Below are 25,532 nucleotides of genomic sequence, written 5' to 3' on the forward strand. Positions count from 1 at the left end.
GTGAGGCGGGTGGGATGCTGCTGCACCCCACCCGCCGGCATTGCTCTAGTTGACCGCCACGGCGTCGGGCACGTGGGCCGCGACCGCGAGGAACAGCGGGTCGCCGTGGGCGACGGGGCCTGCGGCCTCATCGCCGATGGCGGGGAACGCGTCGCCGTTGGTGACGATGACGGGGGTGATGGTGTCGTAGCCTGCGCGCTCGATCGCGTCGCCGTCGAACTCGACCAGCAGGTCGCCGGCCTTCACCTCCTGGCCGCTGGTGACGTGCAGCGTGAAGTGCTCGCCGTTCAGCTTGACCGTGTCGATGCCGATGTGGATGAGCACCTCGGCGCCGTTGACGCTGCGCAGCCCGATCGCGTGCCCGGTGGGGAACGCGGCGACCACCGTGCCGTCGAACGGGGCGAACACGGCACCAGAGGCGGGCTTGATCGCGACGCCTTCACCCAGGCCGCCGCTGGCGAACGCCGCATCCGGAACCTCGCTCAGCGGCACGACGGTGCCGTCGACGGGGCTCGTGATCTCGACGTCGTCGGTGGCGACGGCCGCGGGGGCCTCCTCGGCCGGCTCCTTGAAGCCGATCAGCACGACCATGAGGAACGGGATGAGGATCGCGGCGCCGAGGCCGAACACGAGGAACCACATGTTGCCGTTGCCCAGCAGCGCCGGGAGGGCGAGGGCCGAGGGCACGACGAACGCCGTGGAGAACACGCCGCCCATCGCGATGATCGCGCCGCCGATCGCGCCGCCGACGATGCCGAAGGCGAAGGGCCGCTTGAGGGGCAGGTTGATGCCGTAGATGGCGGGCTCGGTGATGCCGGCGAGGAAGCCCGAGAGCGTCGCGGGGGCCGCGAGCGACTTGAGGTTCTTGTTGCGGGCACGCACCCAGACACCTGCGACGGCGGCTGCCTGGGCGAGCACGGCGGCGAAGACGGGGGCGATGAGCAGCATCTGACCGGTCGTCTGGAACTCGATCTGGAAGACCGGCACGAGACCCCAGTGCAGACCGAAGATCACGAACACCTGCCACAGGCCGCCCATGATGGCGCCGCCCAGCCACGGCACGACGCTGAAGACCCAGCCGATGCCGTCGCCCAGCCAGCCGCCGAGCAGGTCGGAGATCGGGCCGATGACGAGGAACACGATCGGAACGGCGACCAGCACGACGATCATCGGGGTGAGGAAGCGCTTGACCGAGCTGTGCAGCTTGGCATAGAGGAACTTCTCGGCGTGGCTCTGCAGCCACACGATGATGACGATCGGGATGACGCTTGAGACGTAGCTGACCATCGTGAACGGGATGCCGAAGAGCGTGAGGCCCTCGGCGCCGACCGCGGCGGTGATCGTCGGGTAGAGCAGCGCACCGGCGATCGCCAGCGACGTCCACTCGTTCGCCTTGAAGTAGCGCGCGGCGGTGATCGCCAGGGCCATCGGCAGGAAGTTGATGAACGCGTCGGACAGCGCGTACAGCACGAGGTAGGTCGAGCCCGCCGTGTCGATCCAGCCGAAGGTCGCGGCTGCGGCGAGGAACGCCTTCAGCAGACCGGTGCCGGCGAGCGTCCACAGCACGGGGGTGAAGATGCCCGAGATCATCGTGATGAAGCGGGTGAACAGGCTCCCCTTGGGGCCCGCCTCAGCAGGGGCCGACTCGGTGCCGCCGAACTTCGAGATCTTGCCGATCTCGGCGAACACCTCCGGCACGTCGTTGCCGATGACGACCTGGTACTGGCCGCCGGCCTGCGCCACCGTCACGACACCGGGGATCGCCTTGACCGCCGCGGTGTCGGCCTTGCTGTCGTCCTTCAGGACGAAGCGCAGACGCGTGGCGCAGTGCACCAGGTTCTGCACGTTCTCTTCGCCGCCGACGCCTTTGAGCACGCCCGCCGCGGTCTTCGCGTAATCCGCCATCGGATCCGCCCACCTTTCCATTAAGGGTCCCCGGGCAACAAAAAAACCTGGACTCGGAGAATGCCCGAAATGGCATTCGATGAGTCCAGGTTTCGCCTGCTGATGCAGTAACGATCCGGAGATCTGATGCTCATGCTAGCGCATGGATCACTCCGTGGGCAAGGAAAGCTGCGATTTCAGCCGCTCGACATGCACGATGACGTAGAGCAGCTCCTCGTCGGTGAGCTCCGATCCGGTCGCCTCGCGCACGTAGTCCTTGACCTGCTCGGCGATCTCGAACGACCGCGGATAGCTGTGCTTGGCGAACTCGAAGAACGACGAGTCCTGGCTGTGCAGCATGCTGCGGTTGACCAGCCGCTGCAGCAGGAACTGCACGTGCAGGATGAATCGCGCGTAGTCGGGGCTGGTCGCATCGAGCGTCACCCCCAGCCCGTTCTCGACGGTGTGCACGACGTGCTGCACGCGGCGGAACAGCAGTGCGGCGGTGCCGTTGGGCTCGTCGCGGGTGGCGTTGAGCAGGTGCATCGTGAGGAAGACGGCCTCTTCGTCGGGGAGGGTCATCTCCAGCGCCGAGCCGATCGAGGCTGCCATGGCCTCGGCGGTCGCGAACTCCTGGGGATGCAGCACCCGCAGCTCGGGCATCGAGGCGGTGGGGATGCGGATTCCCTGTGCGAGCCGCTCTCGGACGAACTGGATGTGGTCGATTACGGCCATGGTGAAGCGCCGGCCGAGGCTGCGCTCCAGCATCCGCTCCGCCTCGTCGACGGCGCGGGAGACCGCCTCGATGACCGGGTAGGGCACATCGGTCAGCATCTGAACCGCGCGGTCGCCGTCATCGCCGCCATCGAGCACGAAGGTCTTCTCGACCCGCGCCGGGTCGATGACGTCGGTGGGCTTGAGGGCGAAGCCCAGCCCGCGGCCCATCAGCACCCGCTCGCGGCCGGACTCGTCGATCGAGATCACGACGTTGTTGTTGAGCACCTTGTGCACGACCGTGCCGGTCAGGTGCGCATCGGTGCCGTCGGCCATGCCAGCAGTCTAGGAGCGAAGCGGATGCGGGAGGCCGAGCCTCAGTGGCTGCCGCCGGAGACGAGCAGGATGCCGCCGAGGCCGACCATCATGCCGCCGCCGGTGGCGGTGAGGCGCTCGATGCGCCGGGGCGACTTGGCGAACCACGCGCGCGCGGCAGCGGCCAGCAGCACCCAGCACGTGTCGGAGACGACGCCGATGACGCCGAAGACGAGGCCGAGCTCCATCATCTGCAGCGGCACGGATCCCGCGGAGAGGTCGACGAACTGGGGGAGCACGGCCACGAAGAAGGCGATCGTCTTGGGGTTGGTGATGCCCACGACGAAGCCCTGCCAGAGCTGCCGGCCGTGGGTGCGGGGGAGGGCCGCGGGGTCGATCGCGGCGGCGGCCGCCTGCTTGCGGTGGCGGATCGCCTGCACGCCGAGCCAGGCGAGGTAGAGGGCGCCGGCGACTTTCAGCACCGTGAACAGCACGACCGACTGCGCGACGATGCCGCCGACCCCGAGAGCGACCAGCCCCACGATCGGAAAGAGCGAGAGCGTCACGCCGACGACGCTGAGCAGGCCTCCCGCGCGGCCGAGCGCGAGCGTGCGGCCGACCGAGAACAGCACGGCGGGGCCCGGGATGACGATCAGCACGAGCGAGGCGAGCGCGAACGCGAGGAGGTTGTCGAGCGGGACCACCGGTCAAGGTTAGTGCCGGGGCGGGTGGGCGCGCGCCTAGAGTGAGCGGATGGCGCACCTCACCGAGATGCTGGCGGCCGGGCCGATCGTGCTCGACGGCGGGCTCGGCACGCTGCTCGAGTCTCGGGGCCACGATCTGTCGTCGTCGCTGTGGTCGGCTCGGCTGCTGGCCGAACAGCCCGACGAGGTGCGGGCCGCGCATGCCGAGTTCGCCGCCGCGGGGGCGCAGGTGGCCACGACCGCGTCGTACCAGGTGAGCTACGACGGGCTCGGCGCGGCGGGGTTCGATGACGCAGGCGTCGACGCGCTGCTGCAGCGCAGCATCCGCCTCGCCCGCGAGGCCGGAGCGCCGCTCGTGGCGGCATCGGTGGGGCCCTTCGGCGCCGCGCGGGCCGACGGCAGCGAATACACCGGCGACTACGGCGTCGGAGTCGCCGAGCTGCGCGCGTGGCACCGTCGTCGGCTTCACGTGCTCGCCGACGCCGGGCCCGACCTGCTGGCGGTCGAGACGGTCCCGAGCCCCGCCGAGGTGGAGGCCATGTGCGCCGAGATCGAAGGGCTCGGCGTGCCGGTGTGGGTGAGCCTGTCGGCGGCGAGCACCGGCTTCGACGCGGACTCGCTCGCAGCCGCGCTGCGCGGTGCGGCCTCTGCCGAGGGCGTCGTCGCGGTCGGCGTCAACTGCTGCCCGCCCGAGTCGGTGCTGTCGGCGCTCGCCGAGGTCGAGGTGGATATTCCCTTCGTGGCATATCCCAACAGCGGCGAGCGCTGGATCGCCGCCGATCGCCGCTGGGCGGGCGACGGCGGGGCGGTTGTCGGCCTGGTCGACGTCTGGCTCGACGCCGGCGTCCGCCTCGTCGGCGGATGCTGCCGCACGACGCCGGCCGACATCGCCGACGTCGCCGCACGGGTCGCACAGCGCCGCTGACCCCGCTCACTCGCGCGCATCGGCCAGCAGCACCATCACGCCGGTGTCGCCGCCGGTCCACCACAGCCCGATGCGCTGCCGTGGCGTCATCTGCGCAGGCCGGTCGCCGGCGGGGATGAGGTCGTAGGGCAGGGTCGCGGCCAGGGCGCTCTGGCCGCGCAGCACGGCGTTGACGCAGCGGGCGCGGGTCGTGTCGTCTCGGCGCAGCGCGATGCAGTCGACCGGCTGGGCGACGCCGTCGACGCCGCCGAGCCACACCTCCCAGCCATAGAGCGTGCCGGCAGAGAACGCCCAATTCACCTCGCCGCTGCTGGGAAAGTGCGGGCGCTCGCTCTGCGGCACGAGGTGCTGGTCGTAGTCGGTCTCGAGGGGAATGCGCTCGAGCACGATCGCGTCGGGGTCTCGCACGAGCGTGTAGGCCTCGGCCGCTTCGATCACCACGGTGCGCTCCGGGGCGCGCTGTTCGAGAAGGCGCACGAGGTAGGGGCCCACGACGGCGGCGGCGGCGATCACCACGATGCCGACCGCGACCGCGCGGGCCGTGCGCCCGCCGCGCTCGGAGGGGGCCGCCGCCGAGCGGCCGGTCGCCGGGGGCGTCTGCGAGAGGGGCGCCGCCGAGGTGCGGCTCCGCGCGGGAGCGGTGGCGACGCCCCGAGGGGGAGTGATGCGAGCGGCCGACGTGTCGGCGTCCGCACCTGTCGTGGGCCGCGCCGCCGCATGGGCGACCGCTTCGAGTTCGGTGAGGCGCGCGATCTCGGCCGAGGTGGCGCCGGCGTCGGGGCCGTACACCCGGCGGCGCAGGCGATCCAGCTCGGCGCGGGCGGCAGCATCCATCACGCGCGCTCCGCGTGCGCACCCCGCCGGGCGATGTCGAAGGCCCGCCCCCTCGCGTCCACCTCTTCACGGTACGCCCGCTCCCCGGCGCTGCCCAGGTGCCTCCTCTACCCTGGAGGAATGACCGAACCCACTCCCGTGCGCGCCACGAAGCCCCGCCAGGTGCGGCCCGCCACCGAGGGGTGGACGCAGCAGAAGGATGCCGAGGGGCGCCCGCTCCTGCAGTTCGCCTCGCCCAAGCGCGGCAAGCCGCCCGTGCACCTCGCCGACCTCACCCCGGAGGCGCGCGTCGAGAAGGTCAAAGAGCTCGGCCTGCCGGGCTTCCGGGCGAAGCAGCTCGAGAAGCACTACTTCCAGCACTTCACGCACGACCCGGCCCAGATGACCGACCTGCCCGCCGAGGGGCGCGAGCAGTTCGTGCACGGCATGCTGCCGCCGCTTCTGACCGAGGTGCGCCGGCTCGAGACCGACCGCGGCGACACCATCAAGTTCCTGTGGAAGCTGCACGACGGCGCGCTCGTCGAGTCGGTGCTCATGCGCTACCCGGGCCGCATCACCCTCTGCGTGTCGTCGCAGGCCGGCTGCGGAATGAACTGCCCGTTCTGCGCCACCGGCCAGGCGGGCCTGACCCGCAACATGTCGGCGGCCGAGATCATCGAGCAGATCGTGCGCGCCAACCGGCTCATCGCCGACGGCGGTCTCGGCGACCCCCGCCGCGTCGGCCACGAGGGCGAGCGCGTCACCAACATCGTGTTCATGGGCATGGGCGAGCCGCTGGCCAACTACGCCCGCGTCATGCAGGCGGTCAGGGTGATGACCGACAAGAAGCACGGCATGGGCATGAGCGCCCGCGGCATCACCGTGTCGACGGTGGGTCTCGTGCCGGCGATCCGCAAGCTCGCCGACGAGAGCATCCCGGTGACCTTCGCCCTGTCGCTGCACGCACCCGACGATCGCCTCCGCGATGAGCTCATCCCGGTGAACTCCCGGTGGAAGGTCGACGAGGCGCTCGACGCGGCCCGCGAGTACTTCGAGAAGACCGGCCGCCGCGTCTCGATCGAGTACGCGCTCATCAAAGACATGAACGACCACGCGTGGCGCGCCGATCTGCTGGCGACCAAGCTCAACGAGCGCGGACGCGGCTGGGTGCACGTCAACCCGATCCCGCTCAACCCGACCCCCGGCTCGATCTGGACCTCCTCCGACGTCGACGTGCAGAACGAGTTCGTGCGCCGACTCAACGACGCCGGCATCCCGACGACCCTGCGCGATACCCGCGGCAAAGAGATCGACGGCGCGTGCGGCCAGCTCGTCGCCACCGAAGAAGACGCGGCGGTCGCCGCATCCGTTCCCGCCGAGGTCTGATCTCATGGCGGCCCGCAGCGCCGGCATCCTGCTCTACCGCCTGACGGGCGGCGGCACCGAGGTGCTCATCGCGCACATGGGCGGCCCGTTCTGGGCGGGCAAAGACGATGCCGCGTGGTCGATCCCGAAGGGCGAGTTCGACCCCGAGACCGAGGCGCCCGCCGACGCCGCGGTGCGCGAGTTCCGTGAGGAGCTCGGCCTCGACCCTCCCGCTCCGCTCGCCGAGCTCGGCACGTGGGCGTATTCGGGGGGCAAGCGCGTCACGGTGTTCGTCGCCGACGGCACGGCGTTCTCGCTCGACGGCGCGGTGTTCGGCGAGTTCGAGCTCGAGTGGCCGCCGCGGTCGGGTCGCACGCAGCGGTTCCCCGAGGTCGACCGCGCCGCGTGGACGACGACGGATGCGGCCGCCACCCGTCTCGTGAAGGGCCAGCGGCCCGCGCTGGCCGCGCTCGAGCAGCACCTCGCGGCCCTCGATCGCTAGGGGCTCACCGACCCCGTTGCCGGTGTCGGACCCCCGGTGCACACTGGGCGGGTCGGACTCACGAGGAGGCGCATCATGGCGCACGGAGACATCACCCACATCGACATCCCGGTCAGCGACCTGGGCAGGGCGAGCGAGTTCTACTCGCGCCTGTTCGGCTGGCAGATCGCCGAGGTGCCCGGCTTCGAGGGCTACCCCATGTGGCATGCGCCCAACAAGATCAGCGGCGGCGGACTCGCTCCGCGCAGCGAGGGCTTCACGCAGCCGCGCTCGTACGTCGAGGTCGATTCGATCGACCAGACGGTCGAGGCTGCCGAAGCTGCCGGCGCCACGGTGTTCATGGCCAAGAGCGAGATCACCCCGACCAGCTGGTGGGCCGTCATCGGCGACCCCGACGGCAACGCGATCGGCCTGTTCGAGGGCAGCACCGGCATGTGACGGGCGTCAGTGCGCGGCGTCCCACCAGTCGAGCACACGCGTGCCGATGAGGGTCAGCCACTTCGAGCGCTCACCGGCGGGCACGTCGATCTCGAACCAGACGGCGCCCGGATGCCGGCGCTCCTGCATCCATGTTCCGTCGGGCCGGCGCTTCTCGCGCACTGCCGTGATCGCGTCGGAGATGCGCTCGTCGGGCGCCACCCCGTCGTGCAGCGAGGCGGCGCGGAAGTAGTCGGCGGCGTTGAGTGCGGAGTAGTACGCGCGGAACGGATAGGCGATGTGCGTCGCATACGGCGCGAAGAGCTCGCCCGTGGTCCGCCGGAACAGCAGGCGCCGCTCCAGCAGGAACTCCTGCCCTCGCCATCGCGAGGCACGCTGAGCGTCGGAGCCGGTGCGCTGCTCCCACTCGAGCATGCCCTTGAGGGCGTTGAGGGTCGAGGGGAACGACGAGCGGGTCGAGCCCTCCTCCCACTCGCAGTTCCAGCCGCCCTCGGGGAGCTGATGTGCGGGGAACCACTCCGCCAGGGCGGACACGTCGGCGCCCAGCCACGCGCCGGTGGCGAGGGTGTAGCCGTTGATGCAGCAGTCGACCTCGCCCTGCCAGTACGGCAGGTCGTCGTACTCCCACCGGCAGTTCGCGGCGAGCTTCTCGACGGTGCCGGCCAGGGCGGCGGCATCCGTTCCCCACTCGCGCAGGGAGTTGAGGCTCCACGTCGTCGCCGTCCACGGCTGGCCCCGCCCATCGGGGTGCTCGCTGCGGGCCTCGTCGGGTGCGTCGTCGCCCGGGAAGAACGCGCCGTTCGCCCACTGCCCGTCGGCATCCTGCCTGGCCAGCAGCGCCGCCCCGAAGCCCTCGGTCGCCACCCGCGCGCGCGTCGCCTGCCACTGCTCGGGCGCGGCGCCGACCAGGTCGCGCTCGACCTGCCAGCGCAGCGCAGGGTCGGAGTCGAGCAGCCAGGGCAGAAGGTCGTCGGCCGACGTCGTCATGGCCAACAGGCTAGGCCCCCGCCGAGCGGCGGTGCTCCCACTCGTCGATGAGCCGCGGCATCCGCTCGGCGAGAAACCGGAAGAACGCCGCCATCTCGGCGGCTCGCTCCTGCGCCACCGCGTCATCGGAGGTCTCGTCGGCGATGCGATCCATGAGGTCGGCCGAGTGCTCGTAGAGCGCCGTGTTGCTCGTCATCGACCCGTAGAAGACCTCGGGCACGAGTTCGTAGCGATCGCGCCGGTCGCCGGGTACGGCCCGCCGACGGATGAAGTGCACCCGCTGCAGGTAGCGCACGGCGCCCGACACGGCCGCCGCCGAGACGCCCAGCCGGTCGGCGAGATCGGCGGCGGTGTAGCCCTCGCCGGGCGCTGCGACGAGCGCCATCATCACCCTCGCCGGCATCCGCGGCATCCCTGCCGCCGTCATCATCGCGGCCGCCTGTTCGGCCGGTTCGATCGCGCGGTGCTCGCCGCCGGCGCCGCTCATCCGTCGGCCGCCAGCTCGCGACGGCGCATGAGCGACAGCGTCGCGGTCGCGCCGACGGCGACCGCGAGCAGCAGCCACCAGAGTCCCTTGAGGTCGACACCGTCGGAAGTCATCGTCGGCGCGACGCCGATGGGGGCGAGGTTCACGAGCCAATCGGGGAAACCGAACAGCGGGCCGAAGAGCCCCAGGATCATGCCGACCATCACGAGCGTCCACCCGAGCGGAATCGTGAGGCGAGGCGCCAGCACGAACACGAGCGCCGTGATCACGAGGAACACGGATGCCGCGGCCACCTGCCCGCCGCCGGTGACCAGCACGTCGGTCATCAGCGACCAGTCCGGATCGTCCAGGCTCGCGATGCCGAGCAGGGCCCCGACCACGGCGGAGGCGACGACGATGACGATGCCGGCGAAGGCCACCACGACGTAGTCGGCGAGCCACCGCGCGCGGTCGACCGGTGCGGCCAGCACGATCTCGGCGGTGCCGTGCGTCTCTTCCTGCCTGGCACGGCAGATCACCTGCACGGCGCAGCACGCGGCGAGGATGCCGAGCATCGTGAAGAAGATCACCACCGCCCCCTCCTCGAGCGATCCGCCCGCCGACAGCGCCGTCAGGATCGCCTCCACCGACGGCAGACTGGCCGCGGTCTCCTGCAGCGGCGCGGAGAGGCTGGTCGCCAGCATCCCGGTCAGAAGACCCCCGATCGCCCAGCCGATCAGCGCGCCGGTGTTCAGGCGCCACACGAGAGCCATCGGCGACGCGAGCGCGGGCCGTGCGGCCGGTCGCCCTGAGCGCTCGGCCACGAAGCTCGAGCCGAGATCGCGCACCGACTGCAGGGCGAACGCCAGGCCCACGAGCGCCAGGCCGACGAGGGCGCACAGCACGACCGGCCACCCGGCATCGTCGGCGAACGGGCGGGACTGCTCGGCCCAGCCGAAGGGCGACAGCCACACGAGCCATGAGCTTTCCAGCCGCTGCAGGTCGCTCGTCGGGGTGCCGAGGGCACTGCCGATGCCGGCGATGAGGTAGGTCAGCAGCACGATCCACACCGACGCCGCGTTCGCGGCGCGCGGCGTGCGGAACAGCTGCCCCATCACGAGGCCCACTCCGAGAAAGGTGAGACCCGCGGCTCCCGTCGCGCACCCGGCGATCAGCGATCCTGTCACCGGCAGGCCGACGGCGAGGTAGGCGAGGGTCGTGAGCGCGGCGAGGATGGCGCCTGCGATCAGGCCGTGCGCGGCCGTCGCCGCGAGCGGCGTGAGGCGCCCGGCCGCGGTGGCCCCGACGAGCTCGGCGCGACCCGACTCCTCGTCTGCGCGGGTGTGCCGCACGGCGAGGAACGTGCTCATGAAGGCCGCCATCATCACGAGGAACGGCAGGATCAGGAACAGCATGAACGCGCCGTCGTCGGCGCCCGAGGGGAGCCCGCGGAAGAGCAGGATGACCCGGTTGGCCATCACCGTCGACAGCAGCGCCTCGCGGTCTGCTTCCGTGCCATACGACTGCGCGACGCCCACGTAGGAGAGATAGGCGAGGAGGGCGGTGCCGACCGCCCAGAGCGGCACCTGCATCCGGTCGCGGCGCAGGCGCTGCGCCAGCAGTGCGCCGAATCCGCTCATGATCGGCGCCGTTCTCGACGGGTGGCCGGCGGCGCGTCGGTCGTGCCGGCCTCACCGAGGTCGTCTCCGTAGTGCCGCAGGAAGAGCTCCTCGAGCGACGGCGGTTCGACCCGCAGACCCTGTACGTCGCGCGCGGCGAGCACGGGCAGAGCGGATGCGACGGCGTCGCTGTCGATCGTGAAGTGCGCGCGCCCCTCGGCGAACCCGCCGTCGTGCGCGCCGGGGATCCCGTCGACCGCGGCGGCGTCGGTCGCCTCGAACGAGACCTCGGTGCGGGTCAGGTGGCGCATGTCGGCCAGCGACCCCGACTCGACGACGCGGCCGGCGCGGATGATCGAGACGCGGTCGCAGAGCACCTCGACCTCGGAGAGGATGTGGCTCGACAGCAGCACCGTGGCCCCGGCATCCCGCACCCGCGTCAGCTCGCGACGGAACACCTGCTCCATGAGGGGGTCGAGGCCGCTCGTGGGCTCGTCGAGGATGTAGAGGTCGGCAGGCACGGCCAGCGCCGCGATCAGGGCGACCTTCTGGCGGTTGCCCTTGGAGTAGGCGCGGCCCTTCTTGCGCGGGTCGAACTGGAACGCCTCGAGCAGTCGCTGCCGCTCGTCGCGATAGGCCGGGTCGGCGGAGCGGGCTCCGCGCAGGCGTGCGAGCAGGTCGATCGCCTCGCCGCCGGAGAGGTTCGGCCAGATGCTCACATCGCCCGGCACGTGCGCGATGCGGCGGTGCAGGGCGACAGCGTCGACCCATGGGTCGCCTCCCAGCACCGAGACCTCGCCGCCGGTCTTGCGTGCGAGGCCCAGCAGGATGCGGATGGTCGTGGTCTTGCCGGCGCCGTTCGGCCCGAGAAAGCCGTGTACCTGGCCTTCGTCGACGGCGAGGTCGAGTCCGTCGAGAGCGTGGATGCGGCCGTAGTGCTTGGTGAGGCCGCGGGCGTCGATGACGGTGGTCATGAGCCGTACGATACGCTGACTTCACAATTTTGTGAATACTCCGAACGGCGAATGCGGAGTGTATACGCAAAACGGGGTGTTGGGCATCCGCCTGGCACCGATGCCCGCTTTGTGTATACACTGAGGCGTCCGAGGAGGTGACGCCGTGCGCGCAAGCGATCGTGCCTATCGGGTGCTCCTCGATGAGATCCAGACCGGGGCGCTCGCCCCCGGCACCGTGCTGGGTGAGGTCGAGCAGTCCACCCGACTGGGCGTGAGCCGCACGCCGCTGCGCGAGGCGCTGGGGCGCCTGGGCGCCGACGGCCTCGTCGCCCAGCAGTCCGCCCGCGTGACCGTGGTCACCGACATCGATGCCGACGACATCCGTGAGCTGTTCGAGCTGCGCCGCGCCCTCGAAGAGACGACCGCGCGACTGGCCGCCGCCCGGCAGCGCGACCGGACCCCTGCCACGGCCGACGTCTTCTCGGGATTCGCTGCGGAGTTCGCCGCGGTCGACCCCGTCGCCGATGCCGACGCCTACTACGGCGTCATCGCCCGCTTCGACGCCGCTCTCGACGCGGCCGTCGCCAACGACTACCTCACCGCGGCCCTGCGGACGGTGCGCACCCACCTCGTGCGGGTGCGCCGGCTCGCCCGCGACAATCCCGACCGTCTTTCGGCCTCCGTGGCCGAGCACCGGCTGATCGCCGCGGCGATCGCGGCCGGAGACACCGACCTGGCGGCCCACGCCACGCACGTGCACCTGCACAACGCGCTCACCAGCATCCTCGATTCTCTGGAGGCAGCATCATGACCATCACCCACCACCTGCGTGTGCACCGCAGCGACGAGAACCTGGCCCGCGAAGGCCAGCTCGCGTGGCATCTCGCCGAGATCGCCGCCGACCCGGTCGCCGTCGACGACGACGTCGTCGAGATGATCATCAACCGTGTCATCGACAACGCGTCGGTGGCCGCCGCATCCCTCACCCGCGCACCCGTCAGCGCCGCCCGCCAGCAGGCGCTCGACCACGCCGTGTCGGTGTCGGGATCGGGCGCCACGGTGTTCGGCTGCTCCCTCGACCGCAAGACGAGCCCGGAGTGGGCGGCGTGGGCCAACGGAGTCGCGGTGCGCGAACTCGACTACCACGACACGTTCCTCGCCGCCGAGTACTCGCACCCCGGCGACAACATCCCGCCGATCGTCGCGGTCGCCCAGCACGTCGGCGCCGACGGCGCGGCGCTCGTGCGCGGCATCGCCACCGGCTACGAGGTGCAGATCGACCTCGTGCGCGCCATCTCGCTGCACAAGCACAAGATCGACCATGTGGCACACCTGGGCCCCTCGGCGGCCGCCGGCATCGGGACCCTGCTCGGCCTCGACGTCGAGACGATCTACCAGGCGATCGGCCAGGCCCTGCACACGACGACGGCGACCCGCCAGTCGCGCAAGGGCGAGATCTCGACGTGGAAGGCGCACGCCCCGGCCTTCGCCGGCAAGATGGCCGTCGAGGCGGTCGACCGCGCGATGCGCGGCGAGACCAGCCCGTCGCCGATCTACGAGGGCGAAGACGGCGTGATCGCGTGGATGCTCGACGGCCCCGACGCGTCGTACGACGTGCCGCTGCCGGCCGCCGGCGAGCCCAAGCGCGCGATCCTCGACTCGTACACGAAGGAGCACTCGGCCGAGTATCAGGCGCAGGCGTGGATCGACCTGGCGCGCAAGCTCCACAACGAGGCCGCCTTCGACCCGGCCGATGTCGAGGCGATCGTGCTGCACACGAGCCACCACACGCACTACGTGATCGGCTCTGGGGCGAACGACCCGCAGAAGTACGACCCGACCGCCTCCCGCGAGACGCTCGACCACTCGATCCCGTACATCTTCGCGGTCGCTCTGCAGGACGGCGGCTGGCACCACGTCGACTCGTACCTGCCTGAGCGGGCGGGCCGTGAGGACACCGTCGCGCTGTGGCACAGGATCACGACGGCAGAAGACCCGGAGTGGACGCGCCGCTACCACTCCGAAGACCCGAACGAGAAGGCCTTCGGCGGTCGCGTCGAGATCCGCCTGACCGACGGCACCGTGATCGAAGACGAGATCGCCGTCGCCGATGCGCACCCGCTCGGCGCCCGCCCGTTCGCCCGCGAGGACTACGTGCGCAAGTTCCGCATCCTCGCTGAGCCGGTGCTCGAGCCCGAAGAGATCGAGCGCTTCCTCGAGCTCGCCCAGCGCCTGCCCGAGCTCAGCGCCGACGAGGTGCAGCAGCTCACGATCGTCGCGAAGCCCGGCCTGCTGCTCGGTGCCCCCGCGCCGAAGGGGCTCTTCTGATGTCGGGCCGTTTCGTCTCGCTGCGCTCGCTCAACGACCGGAAGGCGTCGGGCCGTTTCGTCTCCCGGAAGCACCCGGTCGTTGAGCGAGGGAGCGCAGCGACCGAGACGAAACGCTCGCAGCTCTCGACGACGGGGGCCCGCTGATGCTGTACTCCACCGTGCCGGCGCACTCCAAGCGCCGCGCGTTCCGCGAACGACTGGCGACGGGTGAGCTGCTGCGCTTTCCCGGGGCGTTCAATCCGCTGAGCGCCCGGCTCATCGAGCGCAAGGGGTTCGAGGGCGTCTACATCTCGGGTGCCGTGCTCTCGGCCGACCTCGGGCTCCCCGACATCGGCCTGACGACACTCACCGAAGTCGCCGGGCGCGGGCAGCAGATCGCGCGGATGACCGACCTCCCCGCCCTCATCGACGCCGACACCGGCTTCGGCGAGCCTATGAACGTCGCCCGCACGATCCAGACCCTCGAAGACGCCGGGATCGCCGGCGCTCACATCGAAGATCAGGTCAACCCCAAGCGCTGCGGTCACCTCGACGGCAAGGCGGTGGTCGACGAAGGCACGGCGCTGAAGCGCATCCGCGCCGCCGTCGATGCCCGCCGCGACGACAACTTCCTCATCATGGCGCGCACCGACATCCGCGCCGTGGAGGGGATGGATGCCGCCACCGACCGCGCCAAGGCGCTCGTCGACGCGGGGGCCGACGCGATCTTCGCCGAGGCGATGCGCACGCTCGAGGAGTTCGCCGCGATGCGGGCGGCGGTCGACGTGCCGATCCTCGCGAACATGACCGAGTTCGGAAAGAGCGACCTCTTCTCGGTCGACCAGCTGCGCGACGTCGGGGTCAACATCGTGATCTGGCCCGTGTCGCTGCTGCGGATCGCGATGGGCGCAGCATCCCGCGCACTCGATACGCTCACCGACGAGGGGCACCTCACCTCCAAGCTCGGCGAGATGCAGCACCGCGCCGACCTCTACGACCTGATCGACTACGAGGACTACAACCACTTCGACACGAGCGTCTTCAACTTCCAGATCGAGCGCTAGGAGCACCGCATGACCGACATCAAGAAGGGCCTCGCGGGAGTCGTCGTCGACTACACCGCGGTCAGCAAGGTCAACCCCGAGACCAACTCGCTGCTGTACCGGGGCTACCCCGTGCAGGAGCTGGCGGCCACGCAGCCCGCCGACGCCGTCGCGTACCTGCTGTGGAACGGCGAGCTGCCGACCGCCGAGCAGCTCGAGGCGCAGCGTGAGGACGGCAGGCCGTGGCGGGCGCTGGCGCCCGAGGTCAAGGCCGCCATCGATGCGCTGCCGCTGGACTCGCACCCGATGGACGAGGTGCGCACCGCCGTCAGCGTCATCGGGGCGCTCGACCTCGCCGGCATCGAGAACGTGCTGGATGCCGTCGGCACCGTCGAGCAGAACCGCGAGCGCAGCCTGCACCTCTACGCCGCCCTCCCCGCCATCGTCGCCTACGGGCAGCGCCGCAGGCACGGGCTCGAGCCGATCGAGTGGCGCGAAGACCTCGACTACGCGGCGAACTTCCTGTGGATGACCTTCGGTGAAGAGCCCGACCCCCTCGTCGTCGACGCGTTCAACCGGTCGCTCGTGCTCTATGCCGAGCACTCGTTCAACGCCTCGACTTTCACGGCGCGCGTGATCACGTCGACCCTCAGCGACCTCTACTCGGCCGTCGTCGGGGCGATCGGCGCGCTCAAGGGGCCGCTGCACGGCGGGGCGAACGAGGCCGTCATGCACATCTTCGACGAGATCGGCGAGGCGTCGAACGTCGTGCCGTGGCTCGACGAGGCACTCGCCTCGAAGCGCAAGATCATGGGCTTCGGGCACCGCGTCTACAAGCGCGGCGACTCGCGGGTTCCCACGATGCAGGCCGCGTTCTATTCGCTCGTCGAGCACTACGACCGCGCAGACATCCGCGAGCTCTACGACACCCTCGAGGGCGAGTTCGTGGGGCGCAAGGGCATCTACCCGAACCTCGATTACCCCTCTGGGCCCGCCTACAACCTCATGGGCTTCGACACGCTCACCTTCACGCCGCTGTTCGTCGCGGCGCGCGTGGTCGGGTGGACGGCGCACATCATGGAGCAGATGGCCGCCAACGCACTCATCCGCCCGCTGTCGGAGTACAACGGCCCCGACGAGCGCCACATCGAGGGCTATGTCGCCGACACCGCGACACTCGAGGCGCTCGAGCGGCCGGAAGAGGCCGCGAGCTGATGGCCGAGTACGAGACGATCCTCGTCGAGCAGCGCGGCCGCGTCGGCTGGATCACCCTCAACCGTCCGCAGGCGCTGAATGCGCTGAACTCGCAGCTGGCCTCCGAGCTGGCGGCGGCAGCATCCGCCTTCGACGACGACGAGGGTGTCGGCGCGATCGTGCTCACCGGCAGCGAGCGGGCGTTCGCGGCGGGCGCCGACATCAAGGAGATGGCCGACAAGTCGGCGCACGAGATGTCGATGCAGAATCCGTTCGCGGGCCTCGAGACCTTCTCGCGGCTGCGCACTCCCGTCGTCGCGGCGGTCGCCGGCTATGCCCTCGGCGGCGGGTGCGAGCTCGCGATGATGTGCGACGTGATCCTCGCCGCCGACACCGCCGTGTTCGGCCAGCCCGAGATCAACCTCGGGGTCATCCCCGGGCTCGGCGGAACGCAGCGGCTGCCGCGGGCGATCGGCGTCTACAAGGCCGCCGAGCTCGTGCTCACGGGGCGCACCATGGATGCCGCCGAAGCCGAGCGCGCGGGCCTCGTCTCGCGCGTGGTGCCGGCCGCCGAGCTGCTGGACGAGGCGGGACGGGTCGCCGAGGTGATCGCGTCGAAGTCGCTGCCGGTGGTGTATGCCGCCAAAGACGCCCTGCGCGCCGCGCAGCAGACGACGCTGGCCGAAGGGCTGCGGCTCGAGTCGCGCGTCTTCGCCTCGCTGTTCGCCCTCGACGACCAGAAGGAGGGCATGGCCGCCTTCCGCGAGAAGCGGGCCCCCGAGTTCCGCCACCGCTGAGCGCGCCGCGCGCGGGCCGCGCACGCGGCGATCTCCACGGACCCGGGGTCGCCGCATCCGATCATTCGGTCGTCACATATGGCGACCTCGAATGACAGTTCGGTCGCCGTTTACGACGACTGAACGGAGGGGGTGGATGCTGCGCGGGCTTCGGTCGTCACGTATGGCGACCTTGAGGGGCTTCGGGTCGCCGTTTGTGACGACTGAACGGGGCGGGTGCCGGCCGCGCGGTCAGAGGGCGAGGTCCCCGGAGCGCTCGAGCACGAAGAAGTACGACCCGGGGGCGGCGGTGCCGCGGCCGGTCATGACCCCCAGCACCGCGTCGGGCCCGATCCGGGTGAAGCAGTCGACGATCGGCTGCCCGTCGTAGAGCATCGCGGCCGTGGTGATGCCGTCGTGCACGACGGTGCGCAGGCTCGCGCCGCCGCGGGCGGTCTCGACGTCGGCGAAGGGCGCGTCGTTCTCGTCGAGGCCCACGATCGGGGCGACGTCGTCGTCGCCGCGGAAGAGCTTGCCGATCCAGCGGTGCCGCACCAGCAGGCGGTGCGCGGGGTGGGAGGCCGTCAGGCCGGTGCCGCGCCAGAAGCCGCGCAGCTCGGCCGGCGACACCGGCGGCAGGGAGCGCCACAGGGCGGGCAGGTCGTCGGCAGGTACGGCGCCGCTGCGCAGCAGGGCTGTCAGTTCGGCGGGTGCTTCCCCCAGCGCGTCCCCGGCGGGCACCCGCGCCGCATCCGCCCCGAGCGCGGCCGCCGCATCCGACGTGCGTGCGGCGCTCGCGCTGTACGCCCCCGCTCCGGCCGCTGCGGGCTCGACCATGACGACGGCCTTGACCACCTCGCCGCTGCGCGCGTCAGCGATGGCGGCGTCGAGGTCGTCGAACGAGTACCGCCGGATCAGCCGCTCCACCGGCAGCCGCCCGGCGTGCCACAGCGCGACCAGGCGCGCGATGTCGCGGGGCACGTCGGCGTCGCCCTCGATGACGCCGCGCAGGCCCCGCCCCCACAGCAGTCGCGACTGCGACACGAGCACGGGGTTCTCGCCGGGCTTGAGCGCGATCGTCGCGCACACGCCGCCCTGCGCGAGCGATTCGAGTGCCGCGTCGACCGTGCCCTGCGTGCCGACGGTGTCGAGGGCGTGGGTCGGGCGCACCGAGCCCCACGCGGCACCGAGGTCGGCGGGCGCGACCGCCCGCGTCGCGCCGACCTCCAGGGCGAGCGCGCGTCGTTCGGCGACGCTCTCGCACACGACGATCTCACCGACTCCGCGGTGGGCGGCGGCCATGACGGCGGCGAGCCCGGTCGTGCCCGCCCCGATCACGAGCAGCACGTCGCCGGGCCCCGGTGCGAGCACGTTGAACACGGTGCCCGCGCCGGTGAGGATGCCGCAGCCGAGCGTCGCGGCGACCTCCCACGGCACGTCGGGCGCGATCACGGCGGCGCTGCGCTCGCGCACGATCACCCTGGTCGCCCACGACGACTGCGCCATCCACGCGGTGCGCACCGGCTCGCCGGTCGCATCCACCGCCAGGTCGTCGAGGCGGCCTCGGTAGTTCAGTGCCGCGAAGCGCGCGCACGAGGCCGGATGGCCTCCGCGGCACGCGTCGCAGAAGCCGCACGAATCGAAGCCCAGCACGACATGGTCGCCGGGGCGGATGCGGTCGACCCCTGTTCCGATCGCCTCGACGACCCCGGCGCCCTCGTGGCCGAACACGGCCGGGAACACGTCGCCTGCGCCCCCGTCGATCGCGAACAGGTCGGTCGGGCACACGCCGCTCGCGGCGATCCGCACGAGGATCTCGCCCTCGCCGGGCTCGCGCAGCCGCACCGCCGTGAGCGCGGCGGATCCGCCGCGCTCACGGACGAGGGCGGCCACAGCATCCGTCATCGCATCACACCGCAGACGGCTCGCGGTCGGCCGCGCGCAGCGCGACCTTGTTGACCTTGCCCGCCGCGTTGCGGGGGAGGGCCGGCACGATCACGAGCGCCTTGGGCTGCTTGAAGCGGGCGAGCTTGTCGCTGAGCCACTCCTGCAGCTCCTCGATCGTGAGCTCCTGCTCGGGCTGGAGCGCGATCGCGGCGACCGGCACCTCGCCCCAGCGCTCGTCGTCACGGCCGTAGATGGCCGCTTCGAGCACCTTGGGGTGGCCGAACAGCACGTTCTCGACCTCGGCGCAGTAGACGTTCTCGCCGCCGGTGATGATCATGTCTTTCTTGCGGTCGACGACGTAGACGAAGCCCTCCTCGTCCTGTCGCACGAGGTCGCCGGAGTGGAACCAGCCGCCCTCGAAGGCCTCGGCCGTCTCGGCGGGCTTGCGCCAGTAGCCCTGCATGAGGTTGGGGCCGCGGTAGAGGATCTCGCCGACCTCGCCGGGCGCGACATCGCTGCCGGCGGCGTCGACGACGCGGTACTGGATGGTCGGGATGGGCCGGCCGACCGACCCGATCTTGCGGAGCGAATCCTCGCCTCGGAGCGCGCACGTGATGGGCGAGAGCTCGGTCTGCCCGAAGACGGCGACGTTCAGGGCGTTCGGGAAGGCGTCGGCCATCGCGTGCAGCACCGTCGTCGAGGCGGGGGCCGCGCCCCAGCTGATGATGCGAAGGTGCAGATCGCGCTCGTGGATGCCGGGGACGGCGCAGATCGCCTGCCACTGCTGCGGCACGTTGAACACGACCGTCGCCTTCTCGGCCTCGTAGGCGTCGAGCAGAGCCACCGGGTCGAAGGCGCCGAGCGGGTGGATCACCGTCGGGATGCCGATGATGAAGTTCGGGGCGATCGACCCGAGACCGGCGATGTGGAAGAGCGGCGCCGTCATGAACGAGATGTCGTTCTCGGTGAACACCTCGTTGACGCGGATGCAGGTGATCGCCTGGCTGAACAGGTTGATGTGGTCGAGCATCGCGCCCTTGGGGCGCCCCGTCGTGCCGGAGGTGTACATGATGAGGCAAGTGGTGTCTTCCGGCACGTCGGGGGCCTCGAAGTCGCCGACGGGCTCGGCGAGCAGATCGGTGAAGCTCTCCTGGCCCTCGCCCGCGGCCCCGAACACGATGACGCGCGTGAGGCGGTCGGTGAGCTGGCCGACGGCCCCGACCAGCGGCGCCAGCTGCGCGTCGACGAGGATGATGTCGGCATCCGCGTCGTCGACGATGTAGGCGATCTCGGGCGGGGTGAGTCGCATGTTGATGGGCACGGCGATCGCTCCCAGGCGGTTGATGCCGAAGACGGCCTCGACGACGCCGGGGTGGTTGAGGGTGAGCAGCAGCACGCGGTCGCCGAAGCCGACGCCCCGGCGCTGCAGGGACGCGGCGAACGCATCCATGTGGTCGGCCGCCTGCCGCCACGTCGTCACGACGCCCTGGAACTTGAACGCCGTGGCGTCGGGCTTCATCTCGGCGTGCGTCGTCACCTGGTTCATCCAGTGGTTGCGACGCAGGGATGCGGGGATCAGGGTCTGCTCTGACATGACTCACCTTCGGGACTGTCGTCGCCCGCGCCTCATCGCGCGGGCCGCTGCTGGTGTCGAGTATGTCACCGGAGGAGCGGGTTTGTCACGCGTTTTGTTAACCATGATTCACGTATTTCGAGTGGGCCGAAGTGAACACGGAATCCCTCCGGCCGTCCCCGGTCGCACTAAAGTGTGACCCATGTCGACGACGGCTCCCGAGCGCACCCGGCCGCGCGACCGCAAGCAGCGGATCGAGGATGCCGCGGCCCTCGCCTTCGCCGAGCACGGGTATCACGGCGTGGGCATGAGCGACGTCGCCGCGGCCGTCGGCATCTCGGCGCCGGCGCTGTATCGGCACTTCCCGAACAAGTACGCCCTGTTCGTGCGCACCGCCCTCGCCCTCGCGCATCGACTCATCGAAGACACCGACGCCGCCGCGGCGCTGCCGCTGGACTCGCCGGGCGAGGCCCGTGCGGCCATCGACGCTCTGCTCGACGCCGTGATCTCGACGACGATCCAGCTGCGCGCCACCGGCGGCATCTATCGCTGGGAGGGTCGCTACCTCGAGCGCGACGACCGCGATCGGCTGACGGCAGAGTTCACGCGGCTGCGAGGTCGGTTCGAGGTCGCGCACCGCGTGCTGCGGCCGGAGGTCGACGAGACCGACCGGCGGCAGCTCGTGCTAGCGGCGCTGAGCGCCGTGGCCAGCATCACGGCGCACCACACGGTGGTCGCCGCCAAGTCGCTGCGGATGCTGCTTCGCGGCGCCGCGTGGCGGGTGCTCGAGGCCGATCTCCCGGCGGCGTCGTCGGCTGGGGGCGTTTCGTCTCGCTTCGCTCGCAGGGCGCCCGGGGAGGTCGAGGACGTTTCGTCTCGCTTCGCTCGCTCAACGCCCGGAGAGGTTTCCGCCCCCGTTCGCGAGGCGCCCGATGAACCGGTTCCGGGCGCCCCGCGAGGAGCGCAGCGACGAGACGAAACGCAGCAATCCCACTCCGACGAATCGCCCCTGCCCTCCACCCCCCGCCGCGAGCAGCTGGTCGAGAGCGCGATCCGCCTGTTCGCCGCGCGCGGCTACAACGAGGTGACGATCGAAGACCTCGCGACTCAGGTCGGGCTCACCCCGTCGGGCATCTACCGGCACTTCGAGGGCAAGTCGGCCCTGCTGCTGGCGGCCTGCGACCGGGCGGCGGTCGAGCTCGAACGCGCGGTGCTGCGCGAGCGCGAGGCGGCAGCATCCGCCGACGACGCCCTGGCGCGCCTCTGCCGCGCCTACGTCGACCACACCTTCGCGCACCTCGGCCTCATGCGCGTGTACTTCTCCGAGATCGGCAACCTCGCCCCCGACGAGCAGCGGCGCCTGCGCGCGCTGCAGCGCGCGCACATCGCCGACTGGGTGGCGCTGCTGCAGGCCGTCCGGCCTGAACTCAGCGGCCGAGAGGCCGCCGTGCTCGTGCATGCGGGGCTGGGCGTCGTCGCCGACCAGGCTCCGCTGCTCGAGCACCGCGACGCGTCGGCCGCCGTGCGCCTCACCCACCTCGTCGAGGTCGTGCTCGGCGTCGCGTGATCGGCGCTCAGCGGCCCTTGCCGTGCAGCATCGGAATCATGCGGTCGACCAGGTGCATGTCGCGGTCGCTGCGCTCGAGCGTGAGCAGATTGAGGGCTCCTTTGCGGGTCTGCCGGGCGATCGACTTGGGCACGCTGAACTCGCGCAGCCCGTCGGCGCCGTGGATGCGGCCGAAGCCCGATCCCTTGCGTCCGCCGAAGGGCAGAGCGCCGATCGCCGCGAACCCGAGCACCGAGTTGATCGTCACGACGCCGGCGACCAGCTGCGCGGCGACCTTCTCGCCCTTGCGCGCGTCTTTCGTGAAGACGGCGGCGCCGAGGCCGTAGGCGGTCGCGTTGGCCCGGGCGACGGCCTCGTCGAGACCCGCGACGGTGTTGATGACGACGGTGGGCCCGAAGGTCTCGAGCTGCACGGCGTCGGAGTCCTCCGGTACGTCGACCAGTACGACCGGGCCGATGCGGCGGCCGGCGACCGACTCCTCGCCGCCGAAGGCGGCCTTCCCGCCGCGGGCGAGGGCGTCATGCACGTGTGCCGCGACGACGCCGGGCTGGGTGCCGAGGGTCATCGGGCCGTAGGTCGCGGTGTCGCCGTCGACCTCGATGCGCTTCGCGCGCTCGACGACCTTGGCCACGAGCGGGTCCCGCACGGGCTTCTCGACGTAGACCCGCTCGACGCCGACGCACGTCTGCCCCGCGTTGCCGAAGGCGCCGAACGCGATGAAGTCGGCCGCGGCGTCGAGGTCGGCATCCGCCGCGACGATGAGTGCGTCCTTGCCGCCGCACTCCGCCACGAGGGGAGTGAGGTTCTCGGCGCAGGCGGCCATGACCTTCTTGGCGCTCGCCGTCGAACCGGTGAAGGCGACCTTGTCGACCCCCGCGCGCACCAGGGCGTCGCCGGTCGTGCGGTCGCCGGTGACCACCTGGAAGACGGGCTTCGACGAGACGGTGCGCCACTTCGCCGCGAGCCACTCGGCGGTGCCGGGGGTCAGCTCGCTCGGCTTGAAGACGATGGCGTTGCCGGCGGCGAGGGCGTACGAGATCGACCCCATCGGCGTGTAGAACGGGTAGTTCCACGGTCCGATGACCCCGACCACGCCGTAGGGCTCGTAGCCGAGGCTGCCGTGCTGGTTGTAGTTGGCCAGCCCCGCCTTCACCTTGCGGCGCTTGAGCACGTGCTCGGCGTTCTTGGCCGCCCAGTCGAGGTGGCCGAGGGTGAGCATGACCTCCAGCAGTGCGTCGCCGGCGGGCTTGCCCGTCTCGCGGGCGATGACGTCGGCCAGGCCGTGCGCGTCGCGGGCGATGGCGCCCTTGAATGACAGCAGCAGCTTCTTCCGCCCGTCGAAGCCCTGGGCCGCCCACCAGCGGGCGGCCTCGCGGCCGGCGGTCACCGCCGCGGCCACGGCGGCGGCATCCGCCACCGGATAGGTCGCGATGACCGTGCCGTCTTTCGGGTCGGTGGTGGTGAGCGTCGTCGCGGCGGCGCCGTCTGCGAGCAGGGACATGTCGGGTCCTCTCGTCGTTGAGCAGGAAGTGAACAGCGATTCACAGTATCGCCGGTGCCGACGGCGCGCACAAGGCTTGCGCGGAAGTTTTTCGAATCCCCGTTAGAATGAGGCCCGCGGGGCGAATCGCTTCACCCCCACCCCGCAAGTTGGCAGTTGTGGTCGCTCGCGTGCGGGTCGAACCGGCAGAAGGTGCCAAGTTGCGGGCGGGGAGCGGCGGTCGGAACGGGAGGCGCGGGTGAGCGAAGGACAGGACGGCGCGACGGCGAAGTCGCAGCGCACCCGTCAGCGCATCCTGGATGCCGCAGCCCAGGTGCTCAGTCGCAAGGGCTACGCCGGCACGCGCCTCACCGACGTCGCCGAGGCCGCCGGAGTGCAGGCGCCGGCGATCTACTACTACTTCGGCTCGCGCGACGACCTCGTCGAAGAGGTGATGTGGGCGGGGGCCCACCGCGTGCGCGTGCACGTCGAGGAGGTGATCGCGGCCGCCGCCCCGTCGGCGACGCCGATGGACCGCATCCTCGCTGCCGTCGACGCCCACCTGCGCTACGAGCTGCAGATCTCGGACTACACGACCGCCTCGGTGCGCAACGCGGGGCAGGTGCCCGAGCACCTGCGCGTGCGGCCCGCCGCCGAGGAGGCGGCCTACAGCCGCATCTGGCGCGACCTCTTCCACGCCGCGCAGGATGCCGGCGAGCTGCGGCCCGAGATCGACCTCAACATCTTCCGCCTGCTGCTGCTGGGCTCGATGAACTGGGCCGTGGAGTGGTGGAACCCCCGCACCCGCACCCTCGACGAACTCGTGCGGGCGACGCAGGACATGGTGCGCTTCGGTGCCGGCGCCTGACCCGCTTCTCCATCCCGCGACTTGGCACCTTCTGTCGCTCCAGCTCGGGGCGCAGCGGCAACAGATGCCAAGTCGCGGGGTGGTTCAGGCGAACTGGGCGAGCCGGGCGGCGAGCACCTCGCGGGCCTGGGCGACCGTGCGGCGCACGACCTCGCCCGCGTGCGGGATGTCGCGGATCAGCCCCTGCACCTGACCGACCGTCCAGATGCCGGCCTCGATGTCGCCGTCTTCGAACACCGTGCGCCCTCGGGCGCCGGCGACGAGCGGCTGCACGTCGGGGAACTGGCCGCCGGCCGCGAGGATCTGCACGACCTCGTCAGACACCGAATTCTTCGCGACCCGCGCCGTGTTGCGGAGGGACCGGAAGATCAGGTTCGTGTCGAGCTCGGATGCTGCCACGATGCGCTCCTTGACCGCCTGCGCGATCGGCGACTCGATCGTGCACATGAACCGCGAGCCCATGTTCACGCCGTCGGCCCCGAGGGCCAGGGCGGCAGCGAGGCCCCGCCCGTCGGCGAATCCGCCGGAGGCGATGAACGGGATGCTGAGCGCATCGGCCGCCGCCGGGATCAGCACGAGCCCCGGCACGTCGTCTTCGCCGGGGTGCCCCGCGCACTCGAAGCCGTCGATCGAGACGGCCGTCACGCCGACGCGCTCTGCCTTCAGGGCATGCCGCACCGACGTGCACTTGTGGATGACCCGCACCCCGTGCTCGCGGAAGAGCTCCATGTGCGGCTCGGGGTTGGCGCCTGCGGTCTCGACGATCGTGATGCCCGAGTCGATGATCGCTCGCCGGTACTCGTCGTAGGGCGGCGGCGTGATCGACGGCAGGATCGTGAGGTTGACGCCGAACGGCTTGTCGGTGAGGGTGCGGGCGCGCTCGATCTCTTTCACGAGGTCGGCGGGGGTGGGCTGGGTGAGCGCGGTGATCATGCCGAGGCCGCCGGCCTCGCTCACGGCCGCAGCCAGCTCGGCGCGACCGACCCACATCATGCCGCCCTGCACGACGGGGTGCTCGATGCCGAGCGCCTCGGTGAACCGGGTGCGGATGCGGGTGGGTTGCGACGTTTCGTCTCGTCGCTGCGCTCCTCGCGGGGCGCCCGGAGCTTCTTGTTCGGGCGTTGAGCGAGCGGAGCGAGACGAAACG

General features: G+C 71.1%; 23 protein-coding genes. 11 read left to right on the forward strand and 12 right to left on the reverse strand.

The window, feature by feature from the left end; translation table 11 throughout:
• Positions 1-45 precede the first annotated feature (45 nt).
• The 3 genes from OAW74_RS10060 to OAW74_RS10070 all read right to left on the reverse strand — a co-directional run bounded on the left by OAW74_RS10060 (position 46) and on the right by OAW74_RS10070 (position 3,617).
• Positions 46-1,905 carry a beta-glucoside-specific PTS transporter subunit IIABC gene (locus tag OAW74_RS10060; RefSeq protein WP_262874228.1) on the reverse strand — a complete coding sequence of 620 codons (1,860 nt, stop codon included), beginning with the start codon at positions 1,903-1,905 and terminating at the stop codon, positions 46-48.
• 147 nt (positions 1,906-2,052) lie between these two features.
• The gene (locus OAW74_RS10065) at positions 2,053-2,934 is read right to left on the reverse strand and encodes a PRD domain-containing protein (protein WP_262874229.1); all 882 of its coding nucleotides are present in this window, start codon (positions 2,932-2,934) and stop codon (positions 2,053-2,055) included.
• A gap of 41 nt (positions 2,935-2,975) precedes the next feature.
• Positions 2,976-3,617: a LysE family translocator gene (locus OAW74_RS10070; protein WP_262874230.1), complete on the reverse strand. Its 642-nt coding sequence runs from the start codon at positions 3,615-3,617 to the stop codon at positions 2,976-2,978.
• A 49-nt stretch (positions 3,618-3,666) separates the two neighbouring features.
• Here OAW74_RS10070 and mmuM point away from each other — a divergent pair, with 49 nt between their 5' ends.
• Positions 3,667-4,542, forward strand: coding sequence for a homocysteine S-methyltransferase (gene mmuM / locus OAW74_RS10075; protein ID WP_262874231.1), 876 nt, complete (start codon positions 3,667-3,669; stop codon positions 4,540-4,542).
• Positions 4,543-4,548: 6 nt separating this feature from the next.
• Here mmuM and OAW74_RS10080 read toward each other — a convergent pair whose 3' ends face one another.
• Positions 4,549-5,376, reverse strand: coding sequence for a hypothetical protein (locus OAW74_RS10080; RefSeq protein ID WP_262874232.1), 828 nt, complete (start codon positions 5,374-5,376; stop codon positions 4,549-4,551).
• A gap of 120 nt (positions 5,377-5,496) precedes the next feature.
• On the opposite strand from OAW74_RS10080, the gene rlmN reads away from it, so the two are divergent.
• The 3 genes from rlmN to OAW74_RS10095 all read left to right on the forward strand — a co-directional run bounded on the left by rlmN (position 5,497) and on the right by OAW74_RS10095 (position 7,660).
• Positions 5,497-6,741, forward strand: coding sequence for a 23S rRNA (adenine(2503)-C(2))-methyltransferase RlmN (gene rlmN / locus OAW74_RS10085; RefSeq protein WP_262874233.1), 1,245 nt, complete (start codon positions 5,497-5,499; stop codon positions 6,739-6,741).
• 4 nt (positions 6,742-6,745) lie between these two features.
• On the forward strand, positions 6,746-7,222 hold the full coding sequence (locus OAW74_RS10090; RefSeq protein WP_262874234.1) for an NUDIX domain-containing protein: 477 nt from the start codon (positions 6,746-6,748) through the stop codon (positions 7,220-7,222).
• A 75-nt stretch (positions 7,223-7,297) separates the two neighbouring features.
• Positions 7,298-7,660, forward strand: coding sequence for a VOC family protein (locus OAW74_RS10095; protein ID WP_262874235.1), 363 nt, complete (start codon positions 7,298-7,300; stop codon positions 7,658-7,660).
• Between the two features lie 6 nt (positions 7,661-7,666).
• On the opposite strand, the gene OAW74_RS10100 is transcribed toward OAW74_RS10095, so the two are convergent.
• The 4 genes from OAW74_RS10100 to OAW74_RS10115 are packed head-to-tail and all read right to left on the reverse strand — an operon-like array spanning position 7,667 to position 11,706.
• Positions 7,667-8,647 carry a squalene cyclase gene (locus OAW74_RS10100; protein WP_262874236.1) on the reverse strand — a complete coding sequence of 327 codons (981 nt, stop codon included), beginning with the start codon at positions 8,645-8,647 and terminating at the stop codon, positions 7,667-7,669.
• Between the two features lie 10 nt (positions 8,648-8,657).
• On the reverse strand, positions 8,658-9,134 hold the full coding sequence (locus tag OAW74_RS10105; RefSeq protein WP_262874237.1) for a GbsR/MarR family transcriptional regulator: 477 nt from the start codon (positions 9,132-9,134) through the stop codon (positions 8,658-8,660).
• Complete coding sequence (locus OAW74_RS10110; protein ID WP_262874238.1) at positions 9,131-10,753, reverse strand: ABC transporter permease; 1,623 nt, start codon at positions 10,751-10,753, stop codon at positions 9,131-9,133. The genes OAW74_RS10105 and OAW74_RS10110 overlap by 4 nt, the downstream gene beginning before the upstream one ends.
• Positions 10,750-11,706 carry an ABC transporter ATP-binding protein gene (locus OAW74_RS10115; RefSeq protein ID WP_262874239.1) on the reverse strand — a complete coding sequence of 319 codons (957 nt, stop codon included), beginning with the start codon at positions 11,704-11,706 and terminating at the stop codon, positions 10,750-10,752. The genes OAW74_RS10110 and OAW74_RS10115 overlap by 4 nt, the downstream gene beginning before the upstream one ends.
• Before the next feature lie 145 nt (positions 11,707-11,851).
• On the opposite strand from OAW74_RS10115, the gene OAW74_RS10120 reads away from it, so the two are divergent.
• The 5 genes from OAW74_RS10120 (at position 11,852) to OAW74_RS10140 (ending at position 17,031) form a co-directional block, all read left to right on the forward strand.
• The gene (locus OAW74_RS10120; RefSeq protein ID WP_262874240.1) at positions 11,852-12,499 is read left to right on the forward strand and encodes a GntR family transcriptional regulator; all 648 of its coding nucleotides are present in this window, start codon (positions 11,852-11,854) and stop codon (positions 12,497-12,499) included.
• Entirely contained in the window at positions 12,496-14,016 is a 1,521-nt protein-coding gene (locus tag OAW74_RS10125) for an MmgE/PrpD family protein (protein ID WP_262874241.1), read from the forward strand. Before OAW74_RS10120 ends, OAW74_RS10125 begins: the two co-directional genes overlap by 4 nt.
• 145 nt (positions 14,017-14,161) lie before the next feature.
• Positions 14,162-15,061, forward strand: a complete 900-nt coding sequence (prpB, locus tag OAW74_RS10130) for a methylisocitrate lyase (protein WP_262874242.1) — start codon at positions 14,162-14,164, stop codon at positions 15,059-15,061.
• A 9-nt stretch (positions 15,062-15,070) separates the two neighbouring features.
• Positions 15,071-16,255, forward strand: coding sequence for a bifunctional 2-methylcitrate synthase/citrate synthase (locus OAW74_RS10135; protein ID WP_262874243.1), 1,185 nt, complete (start codon positions 15,071-15,073; stop codon positions 16,253-16,255).
• Positions 16,255-17,031, forward strand: coding sequence for an enoyl-CoA hydratase-related protein (locus tag OAW74_RS10140; RefSeq protein WP_262874244.1), 777 nt, complete (start codon positions 16,255-16,257; stop codon positions 17,029-17,031). Before OAW74_RS10135 ends, OAW74_RS10140 begins: the two co-directional genes overlap by 1 nt.
• A 231-nt stretch (positions 17,032-17,262) precedes the next feature.
• Here the strand turns inward: OAW74_RS10140 and OAW74_RS10145 are convergent, their stop codons facing one another.
• Together OAW74_RS10145 and OAW74_RS10150 are read right to left on the reverse strand one after the other, a co-directional pair.
• Positions 17,263-18,915, reverse strand: coding sequence for an alcohol dehydrogenase catalytic domain-containing protein (locus tag OAW74_RS10145; protein WP_262874245.1), 1,653 nt, complete (start codon positions 18,913-18,915; stop codon positions 17,263-17,265).
• 4 nt (positions 18,916-18,919) lie between these two features.
• Positions 18,920-20,491, reverse strand: a complete 1,572-nt coding sequence (locus tag OAW74_RS10150; protein WP_262874246.1) for an AMP-binding protein — start codon at positions 20,489-20,491, stop codon at positions 18,920-18,922.
• A 181-nt stretch (positions 20,492-20,672) separates the two neighbouring features.
• Between OAW74_RS10150 and OAW74_RS10155 the strand changes: the two genes are divergently transcribed.
• Positions 20,673-22,037: a TetR/AcrR family transcriptional regulator gene (locus OAW74_RS10155; RefSeq protein WP_262874247.1), complete on the forward strand. Its 1,365-nt coding sequence runs from the start codon at positions 20,673-20,675 to the stop codon at positions 22,035-22,037.
• Between the two features lie 7 nt (positions 22,038-22,044).
• On the opposite strand, the gene OAW74_RS10160 is transcribed toward OAW74_RS10155, so the two are convergent.
• Positions 22,045-23,538, reverse strand: coding sequence for an aldehyde dehydrogenase family protein (locus tag OAW74_RS10160; RefSeq protein WP_262874248.1), 1,494 nt, complete (start codon positions 23,536-23,538; stop codon positions 22,045-22,047).
• A 238-nt stretch (positions 23,539-23,776) separates the two neighbouring features.
• On the opposite strand from OAW74_RS10160, the gene OAW74_RS10165 reads away from it, so the two are divergent.
• Complete coding sequence (locus OAW74_RS10165; RefSeq protein ID WP_262874249.1) at positions 23,777-24,385, forward strand: TetR/AcrR family transcriptional regulator; 609 nt, start codon at positions 23,777-23,779, stop codon at positions 24,383-24,385.
• An 84-nt stretch (positions 24,386-24,469) separates the two neighbouring features.
• Here OAW74_RS10165 and OAW74_RS10170 read toward each other — a convergent pair whose 3' ends face one another.
• Entirely contained in the window at positions 24,470-25,435 is a 966-nt protein-coding gene (locus tag OAW74_RS10170) for an NAD(P)H-dependent flavin oxidoreductase (RefSeq protein WP_262874466.1), read from the reverse strand.
• Between the last annotated feature and the right edge of the window lie 97 nt (positions 25,436-25,532).

Source organism: Microbacterium fluvii, from assembly GCF_025515205.1.
Lineage (GTDB): Bacteria > Actinomycetota > Actinomycetes > Actinomycetales > Microbacteriaceae > Microbacterium > Microbacterium fluvii.